The organism is Mycobacterium sp. E342, assembly GCF_001667665.1.
GTDB lineage: Bacteria > Actinomycetota > Actinomycetes > Mycobacteriales > Mycobacteriaceae > Mycobacterium.
In genome coordinates, this window is record NZ_LZJM01000278.1 from 1 (window position 1) to 10,020 (window position 10,020).

Annotated in this window: 7 protein-coding genes and 1 pseudogene; 6 read left to right on the forward strand and 2 right to left on the reverse strand. The window is 70.7% G+C overall.

Going from position 1 to position 10,020, the window contains the following annotated elements; genetic code table 11:
- The 6 genes and pseudogenes from A5692_RS21910 to A5692_RS21935 all read left to right on the forward strand — a co-directional run.
- A pseudogene (locus A5692_RS21910) lies at positions 1-270 on the forward strand (glycoside hydrolase family 15 protein); the annotation flags it as partial.
- Between the two features lie 19 nt (positions 271-289).
- Positions 290-1,306: an SDR family oxidoreductase gene (locus tag A5692_RS21915; protein ID WP_082962979.1), complete on the forward strand. Its 1,017-nt coding sequence runs from the start codon at positions 290-292 to the stop codon at positions 1,304-1,306.
- The gene (locus A5692_RS21920) at positions 1,303-2,409 is read left to right on the forward strand and encodes an enolase C-terminal domain-like protein (RefSeq protein WP_068059856.1); all 1,107 of its coding nucleotides are present in this window, start codon (positions 1,303-1,305) and stop codon (positions 2,407-2,409) included. Before A5692_RS21915 ends, A5692_RS21920 begins: the two co-directional genes overlap by 4 nt.
- Positions 2,410-2,485: 76 nt before the next feature.
- Positions 2,486-3,214, forward strand: coding sequence for a PAS and ANTAR domain-containing protein (locus A5692_RS21925; RefSeq protein ID WP_068059798.1), 729 nt, complete (start codon positions 2,486-2,488; stop codon positions 3,212-3,214).
- Positions 3,215-3,233: 19 nt separating this feature from the next.
- Positions 3,234-5,003, forward strand: a complete 1,770-nt coding sequence (locus tag A5692_RS21930; RefSeq protein ID WP_068059801.1) for an ABC-F family ATP-binding cassette domain-containing protein — start codon at positions 3,234-3,236, stop codon at positions 5,001-5,003.
- Positions 5,004-5,010: 7 nt separating this feature from the next.
- Entirely contained in the window at positions 5,011-5,766 is a 756-nt protein-coding gene (locus A5692_RS21935; protein WP_068059804.1) for an SGNH/GDSL hydrolase family protein, read from the forward strand.
- Positions 5,767-5,771: 5 nt separating this feature from the next.
- Here A5692_RS21935 and A5692_RS21940 read toward each other — a convergent pair whose 3' ends face one another.
- Together A5692_RS21940 and A5692_RS21945 are read right to left on the reverse strand one after the other, a co-directional pair.
- Positions 5,772-6,833: a type III polyketide synthase gene (locus A5692_RS21940; RefSeq protein WP_068059807.1), complete on the reverse strand. Its 1,062-nt coding sequence runs from the start codon at positions 6,831-6,833 to the stop codon at positions 5,772-5,774.
- 124 nt (positions 6,834-6,957) lie between these two features.
- Positions 6,958-10,020: a type I polyketide synthase gene (locus tag A5692_RS21945; protein WP_068059810.1), complete on the reverse strand. Its 3,063-nt coding sequence runs from the start codon at positions 10,018-10,020 to the stop codon at positions 6,958-6,960.

The following is a 10,020-nucleotide window of genomic DNA, read 5'->3' on the forward strand; positions in this document are numbered from 1 at the left end:
CGCCACGACGAGCGTGATCTCGGCGACGCCGAGGGCGCCTTCCTGCTGTGCGGATTCATGATGGCGCTCGCCGAACACCAACTGGGGCACGCCCATTGCGCGATGCGCTGGTTCGAACGCAACCGCGCCGCCTGCGGGCCCCCCGGGCTGTTCTGCGAGGAATACGACATCAGGCAGCGCCAGCTGCGCGGCAACCTCCCCCAGGCCTTCGCGCACGCGCTGATGCTGGAATGCGCGGCCACCCTCGCCGACGACGCCCACCATGACTGACACGAAGGGAGATCAGGCGATGACACCGACCACACAAACAATCGTGATCACCGGAGCCAGCGCCGGCATCGGCCGCGCCACCGCCAAACTGTTCGGGCAGCGCGGGGCGAACGTCGCCCTGCTGGCCCGCGGGTCCGCCGGGCTGGACGGCGCGGCCCGCGACGTCGAATCCGGGGGTGGCAAGGCGCTGACCATCCCCACCGACGTGGCCGACCACGCGGCCGTCGTCACCGCCGCCGACGAGACCGAGGCGGCCTTCGGGCCCATCGACGTCTGGGTCAACGTCGCGTTCACCTCCGTGTTCGCGCCGTTCCACGAGATCAGCGCCGAGGAGTTCAAACGCGTGACCGAGGTGTCCTACCTCGGGTACGTGTACGGCACGATGGCGGCCCTGGCCAAGATGCGGCCCCGCGACCGCGGCACCATCGTGCAGGTCGGTTCCGCGCTCAGCCAGCGATCCATCCCGCTGCAGTCGGCGTACTGCGGCGCCAAGCACGCCATCAACGGGTTCACCGAATCGCTGCGCTGCGAGCTGCTGCACGAGCGCTCGAACGTGCGGGTCACCGTGGCCCAGATGCCCGCGGTCAACACCCCGCAGTTCTCGTGGGTGCTGTCCCGGCTGCCGCGCCATCCCCAACCGGTGCCGCCGATCTACCAGCCCGAGGTGGCCGCCCGCGGCGTCCTGTATGCCGCGGATCATCCCGGACGCAAACAATATTGGGTCGGTGACAGCACCGCGGTGACGTTGCTGGCGCAGAAGTTCGTGGCACCGCTGCTGGACCGCTACCTGGGCCGCACCGGGTACGACTCGCAGCAGACCGAGCAGCCCGTCCGCGCCGGACGCCCGCACAACCTGTGGCAGCCGCTCGACGAGGAACCGGCCAGCGACCACGGCGCCCACGGCGGGTTCGACGACAAATCCCACACGCTGAGCCCGCAACTGTGGGCATCGCAGCACGCGATGGTCAGCGGGGCCGGCGCGCTGGGCGCGGCCGGACTGGGCGGGTGGCTCGCCGCGCGCCGGTGGGCCCGATGAACGTCGACGCCCGCATCGACGACGTCACCGCCCAGGCCTACGAGATCCCCACCGACGCACCGGAAGCCGACGGCACCCTGCCCTGGTCGTCGACCACGCTGGTGCTGGCCGAGGTCGCCGCCGGCGGGCGGCGCGGGATCGGCTACACCTACGCCGACGGCGCGTGCGCGGAGTTGATCAACGGGCCGCTCGCCGGGACGCTCACCGGACACGGCGCCCTGGACATCACCGGTCGGTGGCAGGCGATGGTCCGGGCGATGCGCAACAACGGGCGGCCGGGACTGGTGTCGTGCGCCATCTCGGCGGTCGACACCGCCCTGTGGGACCTCAAGGGCAAGCTGCTGGACCTTCCGGTGTGCCGGCTGCTCGGCATGGCACACGACGCGGTCCCGATCTACGGCAGCGGCGGGTTCACCACCTACGACGAGCGTCAGACCCGCGCCCAGCTCGAACGCTGGGTGGACGAGTGGAAGATCCCGCGCGTCAAGATCAAGATCGGCGAGTCGTGGGGCTCCGACGAGCGCCGTGACCTGGATCGGATTGCGCTGTGCCGCAAGGTGGTCGGGCCCGACGTCGAACTGTATGTCGACGCCAACGGCGCCTACCGCCGCAAGCAGGCGATCCGGGTGGCCCACGCCATGGCCGACCACGACGTTACCTGGTTCGAAGAGCCCGTCTCGTCCGACGACCTGGCCGGGCTCAACGAGGTCCGCGACCAGGTGACCCCGGACGTCACCGCCGGCGAATACGGCTACGACCTGGCCTACTTCAACCGGATGCTCGCCGCCGGAGCGGTCGACTGCCTGCAGGTCGACGTCACGCGCTGCGGCGGCATCACCGACTGGCTGCGGGCGGCCGCGGTGGCGGCCGCCTACAACATCGACGTGTCCGGGCACTGCGCCCCCAACCTGCATACCCACGCGGCCAGCGCCATCCCCAACCTGCGCCACCTGGAGTACTTCCACGATCACCACCGCATCGAGCACATGCTGTTCGATGGCGCCCTGGCCCCCGACGGCGGCGCGCTGCGGCCGGATCAGCGCCGGCCGGGTCTGGGCCTGGAGTTCAAACGCGCTGACGCCGAGCAGTACCGGAAATCCTGACCCGATGAATGGACTCGCGCAAAAGTGGGCATTGATATGCGGAGGACATAGTTACGGATCTGAAGGACAGCCCACGATGACCGTGAACTTTGAAGAAGAAGCCGTGCAGGGGCGCAATGGGGACTCCGCCGACGACGGTTCGGCGGCCTCGGCGTGTGAGGCGTTCATGTCCGACGCCGTCGACGAGCAAGACCTCAACGCGGTCGATTTGGTCCTGGGCCTGGGCGAGCCGCAGAGCGTCGGCCGGTTCCGGTTCTTCCTGGACGGGCACCGCTGGGAGTGGTCACCGGCGGTCGCCCGCATGCACGGCTACCAGCCGGGGCAGGTGGAACCCAGCACGGAGCTGCTGCTCAAACACAAGCACCCCGAAGACCGGGAGCGCGTCGCGGCCGTCCTGGACCGCGTCACGCGGGGCAAGGCGTTCAGCAGCCGCCACCGCATCATCGACACGGGCGGGCGCACCCACTGCGTCGTCGTCGCGGGCGACCGGATGCTCGACGACAGCGGCACCCTGGTCGGGACGTCCGGTTTCTACGTCGACGTCACCGACTCGCTGCAGACCGACATCAACAACGTGCTGTCGGCGGTCGCCGACGCCCGTGCCCGCATCGAGCAGGCCAAGGGCGTGCTGATGGCCGCCTACGGCATCTCCGCGGAGCGGGCGTTCGACATTTTGGTGTGGCGTTCCCAGGAGACCAACCTCAAGCTGCGCGACCTCGCCGGCCGCTTTCTGGGCGCCCTGGCCAGCCAGGCGTCGGCGGAGACCCAACGCGAAATCGACCGGGCGCTGCTGACCCTCCAATAGCGCCAGTAGGGTCGGGCCGGTGGCGCACCTATTGGGGGCCGAGGCCATCCACCTCGAATACCCGACCCAGCTGGTCTTCGAATCGGTCACGCTCGGGGTCAACGACGGCGCGCGCATCGGCATCGTCGGGCGCAACGGCGACGGCAAGTCGAGCCTGCTGCGGCTGCTGACCGGGCAGCTGCAACCCGACTCCGGCCGCGTGACCCGCCGCAGTGGCCTGCGGGTCGGCGCGCTCAGCCAGGCGGACACCCTGGAACCGGACCGCACGGTCGGCTGGACGCTGGTGGGCGAAGCCGCCGAACACCAATGGGCCGGCGACGCGCGGGTCCGCGACGTGGTCGCCGGCCTGGTGGCTGACATCGGTTGGGACGCAACGACAGCCACGCTCAGCGGCGGCCAGCGCCGCCGGGTCCAGCTGGCGCAGCTGCTGGTCGGTGAGTGGGACGTCATCGCCCTCGACGAACCGACCAACCATCTGGACATCGAGGGCATCACCTGGCTGGCCGAGCACCTCAAACAGCGCTGGGCGCGCAACACCGGCGGGCTGTTGCTGGTGACGCACGACCGCTGGTTCCTCGACGAGGTCGCCACCACGACGTGGGAGGTGCACGACGGGATCGTAGAGCCGTTCGAGGGCGGCTACGCGGCATACGTGCTGCAGCGCGTCGAGCGGGACCGGATGGCCGCCGCCACCGAGGCCAAGCGACAGAACCTGATGCGCAAGGAGCTGGCCTGGCTGCGCCGCGGCGCGCCGGCCCGCACCTCGAAGCCCAAGTTCCGCATCGAGGCGGCCAACCAGCTGATCGCCGACGTGCCGCCGCTGCGCAACACCGTCGAGCTGGCCAAGCTGGCGACGGCCCGGCTGGGCAAGGACGTCATCGACCTGCTCGACGTGTCGGTCTCGTTTGACGGCCGCCCGGTGCTGCGCGATATCGAGTGGCGGATCGCCCCGGGCGAACGCACCGGCATTGTCGGGGCCAACGGTGCCGGGAAGTCGACGCTGCTGGGACTGATCGCGGGCAGCATTGCGCCGGACACCGGGCGGGTCAAGCGCGGCAAGACCGTGCGGCTGGCCGTGCTGGACCAGCAGGGCGACGCCCTCGCCGGGCGCACCGGCGAGCGGATCGCCGACGTGCTGGGCGGGCTGCGCGGCGGGTACGAGGTCGAGGGCCGAGAGGTGACGCCGGCGCAGCTGCTGGAGCGGCTCGGCTTCGGTCGCGGCCAGCTCTCCGCCCGGATCGGCGAGCTCTCCGGCGGGCAACGGCGGCGGCTGCAGCTGATGCTCACGCTGCTGTCCGAGCCCAACGTGCTGCTCCTCGACGAGCCCACCAACGACGTCGACACCGACATGCTGACCGCGATGGAGGACCTGCTCGATTCGTGGGCGGGCACCCTGATCGTCGTCTCGCACGACCGCTACCTGCTGGAGCGGGTCACCGACCAGCAGTACGCCATCCTCGACGGCCGGTTGCGCCACCTGCCCGGCGGCATCGACGAGTACCTGCGGCTAGCCGCGTCGCGAACCGGCGCGGCCGCCCAGCCGGCGCGCCCCGAGGTGGCGGGGATGTCGGGAGCCGAACGGCGGGCGGCGGAGAAGGAGCTGGCCGGCATCGACCGCCGGCTCGCGCGCCTGGCCGACCAGATCGCCGACAAACACCACGAGCTGGCCGAGCACGACCAGGCCGACCATGTCGGCATCGCGCGGCTCACCGGGGAGCTGCGCGCGCTGGAAGACGAAGTCGCGTCGACGGAGAGTCGGTGGCTGCATCTGTCGGAGATTCTCGAATAATGCGTCTGTGACTTCCGGCCCCACCGAAACCGTTGCCTGCGTAGGCTCGAGCACCACCGCGTCCAAGGGGACCTATCGGTGGATCACCGAATTGCAGAATCGGCCGCGCAACAGCCGGTTCCGGTTCGTGAACTTCGGCGTCGGCGGCGACCTGTCCTTCCACACCGTCCGGCGGCTGCGCCGCGTGACCGCCATCCGGCCCGACCGGGTGATCGTCCTGATCGGCACCAACGACATTCTTGCCGCCGTCTTTCCCAACTTCCGCAGGGTGGTGCGCGTGTGGAAGGGGCTGCCCGCCGAGCCGACCGCGCGGCGGTTCGAGGAGAACCTGGAACTCATCGCGCGCAGGCTGCGCCTGGAGACGGACGCCAGGATCGCGCTGAGTTCCCTTGCGCCCGTGGGGGAAGACCCGCATTCGAGGCACGCCGTCCAGGCTCGGCTGAACGACGAGTTCGCCGCCTACAACGCCGCGATCCGGGCGGTGGCGGCGCGGGAGGGGACGGACTACCTCGGGTTTTCCGAAGCGTTCCAGGACCAAATGGTCCGCGCCGGCACCGCCAAGCCGTTCATCCGGTTCTCTTTCCCGGCGCTCTACCGCGACTACCTGATCCGGGAGGCGGTGCTGCGGCTCAGCTTCGACGAGATCTCCCGGATCAACGGGTGGGAGTTCCACATCGACGGCATCCACCTCAACACCCGCGGCGGCCGAATCCTCACCGAGGCCGTTCAAGGCTTCCTGGACTCGCCCGCGGCGGCGAACTGACTCCCTCAGCGCCAGCGCAACAGCACGAGCTCGGAGCTGAACCCCGGGCCCATCGCGACCATCAGCCCGGGGCCGCCGCCGGGCGGCGGCTTGGCGATGGTGTCACGCAGGATGTGCAGCACCGAGGCCGACGACAGGTTCGCGATCTCGCCCAGCGAGCGCCAGGTCAGCTCGAGGGCATCGGGCGGCAGCTCGAGGCTCCCGGCGATCGCGTTGATGACCTTGGGGCCGCCCGGATGAGCCACCCAGGCGCCGATGTCGTCCTTGGTCAGGCCGTGGGCGCCCAGTAACCGGCTGACGTCCTCGGCCAGGTAGCGGTCGATGAAGTCGGTCAGCTCCGGGGACATCACCAGGTGCAGCCCGGCCGGGCTGACGTTCCAGGCCATGATGTGCAGCGACTCCGGATACAGACGGCTGCGGGAGTCGACGATGTCGGGCCCGTTCGGATTCAGCCGGTCGGCGCGACGGTCGCCGACCGCGACCACGGCGGCGGCCCCGTCACCGAACATGGCGGTGCCGACCAGGCCCGACACGGTCGGCTTGACCGCCGGGAAGGTGAGCGAGCACAGCTCGACCGACACCAGGGCCGCGACGCCGTCGGGCGCGCCGCGCACATAGTCGTGCAGCCGGCCCACGCCCGCCGCCCCGGCCGCACAGCCCAACCCGAACAGCGGCACCCTGCGCACGTCCGGGCGCAGTCCGAGCCGCCCGGCGATCCGCGCGTCCAGCGACGGCACCGCAACGCCGGTCACCGTGGTGGTGGCGATCATGTCGATGTCCTGCGGTCGCAGGCCGGCCTCGTCGAGCGCGCCCAGCAGCGCCGCACAGCCGAGTTCGACGGCGTGTTCGATGAAGATCTCGTTGGCCTCACCGAAATCGGTCAGCGACGGGTAACGCTCCAGCGGCAGGACCAGGTGACGGCTGTTGACCTTGGCCGCGGCGTGCAACCGCCGCACGACTTCCTCGTGCTCCTTGAGCGCGGGGAATTCGACGAGCTGGTCGGTGATTTCGGCCTGGCTGTAACGATGCGGCGGCAACGCTCCGAACACACCCGCGATGACGCTCATGCCCAACCCTCTTGCTTGCATCCCAGCTTGAATGGGATTTTCGCCGATCCCCGAAGCTTATGCGGTTCGCGGTATTCCGGCAAAAGATTGACGTATTCGACGTGTGTCTCATTGATTTGGGGTTTCATCGTGTGGCGTCCTCGTCGTCACCCGAATTCAGCGCCATCGCGATCAACGCGTCCGGGGTCAGGGAATCGATCTCGTCACCGCCGATGACCGGTTCGGCGACAATGTTTTCCGGCCTACCGGCGAGCAGCAGCAGCTTGTCGAGCAATCCGGTTCTGCGGAGCTCGGCGACCGGGATGCTGCGCAGCGCCGACCACAGCTTGTCCTCGTCGGATTCGTCGCCGTCCCCGCGGAACAGTTGCTGCCGCAGATGATCGGCCAGCGCTGCGGGCGTGGGATAGTCGAAGATCAGGGTCCGCGACAGAGCCAGGCCGGTCGCCGTCGTCAGCCGGTTGCGCAGTTCGACGCCGGTCAGCGAGTCGAACCCGAGGTCGGCGAAGGCGCGGTCACGGTCGATGGCCCGGCCATCGGGGTGTCCCGAGACGGCGGCGACGTGCTCGCAGACCAGCTCGACCAGCCGCCTCTGCTGATCCGCGGGCGGCAGGGCGTGCAACCGCTCGGCCAGGTCCGGGGAACGACTCACCTTGGCCGGCAGCACATCCCGCGAGTCTCCCAGCCAGAACCGTTGCCGCGCAAAGCCATACGTCGGCAGGTCGACCCGGCGGCCTCCCGAGCCGGCCAGCACGTCCGGCCAGCCGACGCCGACACCGGCGGTGAACAGCCGGCCGGCGGCGTGCAGCAGCGACTCGATCTCGGGACCGTCCTTGGGCATGGTCACCACCGAGATCGGCTGCTCGGTGGTCAGCGACTGGTCCACCGCCGGGCTCAGCCCACCGCCCGGGCCCATCTCGGCAAACGCCGTCGCCCCCGACGCCTCGGCGGCGCGCACGCCGTCGAGGAAACGCACCGGCCGGCGCACGTGCTCGACCCAGTACCGCGTGGATGCGTATCCGGGGCCGGCGGGCTCACCGAACACGTTGGAGATCAGGCAGATTCGGGGTTGTCGCGGTTCGATGCCGGAGATCCGACGCGCGAACTCGTCGAGCATCGGTTCCATCAACGGCGAGTGGAAGGCGTGCGAGACCGCCAATCGGTGCGTCCGCCGGCCGGTGCCCGCCAGGCAGTCCGCCAGTGCGCCCACCGCGGCCCGCCCACCGGACAGCACCACCGCGTTCGGACCGTTGACCGCCGCGATGCTGACGTCCGCGCCCAGCATCGGGGTCACCTCCGCCTCGCCGGCGCTCACCGCGACCATGACCCCGCCCGCCGGCAGCCGGGCCATCAATTCGCCCCGGGCCGCCACGATGCGCGCCGCGTCGTCCAGCGACAGCGCGCCGGCCACACACGCCGCCGCGATCTCCCCCACCGAATGGCCCAGCACCACGTCGGGTGTCACCCCCCACGACCGCCACAGCGCGGCCAGGGCCACCTCGAGAACGAACAGCGCAGGCTGCGCGAACTCAGTGTCTTGCAACGACTCCGCGTCGCCGCCCCACATCACCTCGCGCAACGGCACCCGCAGGTGGGTGTCCATCGCCGCGGCCGCCTCGTCGAAGGCGCGGGCGAACGCCGGAAACCGGTGATGAAGCCCGCGGCCCATCCCCGGCCATTGCGAACCTTGGCCGGGGAACACGAAGGCCGTCTTGACCGCTGGCCCGGCGCGGCCGGCCACCAGCCCGGGGGCCGGCTCCCCGGCGGCCAAGGCCGCCAGGTCGCGGGTCAGCGCCTCGCGGCCGCGCCCCACCAGCACCGCCCGGTGGTCGAACACCGATCGCGTCGTCGCCAGCGACCACGCGACGTCGGGCGCGGTCGCCTCCGAGTCCGCCAGCGATGACGCGAGCCGGCGCGCCTGGTTGGCCAGGGCGCGTCCCGAGCGGGCGGACAGCACCCACGCAACCGGCCCATCGGGCGCCCCCGCGGGGGTATCCGGTTGCTCGGGGGCCTGTTCCACGACGACGTGCGCGTTGGTGCCGCCCATGCCGAACGACGACACCCCGGCGCGGCGGAGGCGGTCCGCGCTCGGCCACGGCTGTGCGGCGGTGTTGACCCGCAGCCCCAGGCGATCGAGGTCGGGATTCGCCCCGGCGTGGTTGAGGCTCGGCGGAATCACCGAATGGCGCACGGCCAGCACGGCCTTGAGCAGGCCCGCGATCCCCGCGGCGGCGCCGCCGTGGCCGATGTTGGTCTTCACCGATCCCACGTCCAGCGGTCGGCCGCGCCCGCCGAACACCTCACCCAGCGCCTGCGCTTCCGCCGAGTCGCCGACCCTCGTCCCGGTGCCGTGGGCCTCGACGTAGTCGATGTCGCCGCTGCCCAGGCCGGCGGCGGCAAGCGCCCGCCGGATCACGGCGGCCTCGGCGGAGACCGAGGGCACCGTCTGGCCCGAGGCGCTGTGCCCGGCGTTGCCCACGGCGCTGCCCCGGATGACGGCATGGATGCGGTCCCCGTCGCGCAGGGCCGCCGGCAACGGCTTGAGCAGCACCAGGCCCCCGCCCTCGCCACGCACGTAGCCGTCCGCGCGCCGGTCGAACGCGTAGGTGTGACCCGATGTCGACAGCGCCCCGAATTCGCGCTCCAGCATTGCCGTTTCGTCGGCCAGGTTGAGATGGACGCCGCCGGCCAACGCCAGCGCCGACTCGCCGGAGCGCAGGCCCTCGCACGCGAGGTGCACGGCGGTCAGCGAAGACGATTGCCCCGAGTCGACGGTCATGCTGGGCCCGCGCAACCCGAGGGCGTAGGAGACCCTGTTGGCGATCATTCCCCGGCTGATGCCGGCGAACGAATGGTGGTCCAGGTTGTCGGCGATGTCGCGCAGCGTGAGGACCGCGTAATCGTCGGCCATCGCCCCGATGTACACCGAAATAGACTCAGCCCGAACGTTTTCCGGCACCACGAACGCGTCTTCGAAGGCCTCCCACGCCAGTTCGAGGGCCAATCGTTGGCGCGGGTCCATCGCGCACGCCTCGCGCGGCGAGAGGTGGAAGAAATCGGCGTCGAACTCCGCGACGTCGCCGGGCAGCCGAGTCGCTTCCCGGCCGTCGCGCAGCACGCCCCAGAAGTCGCGTGGGTTCTCCGCGCCCGGGAATCGGCACGCGAGACCGATGATGGCGACGCCGGTCAT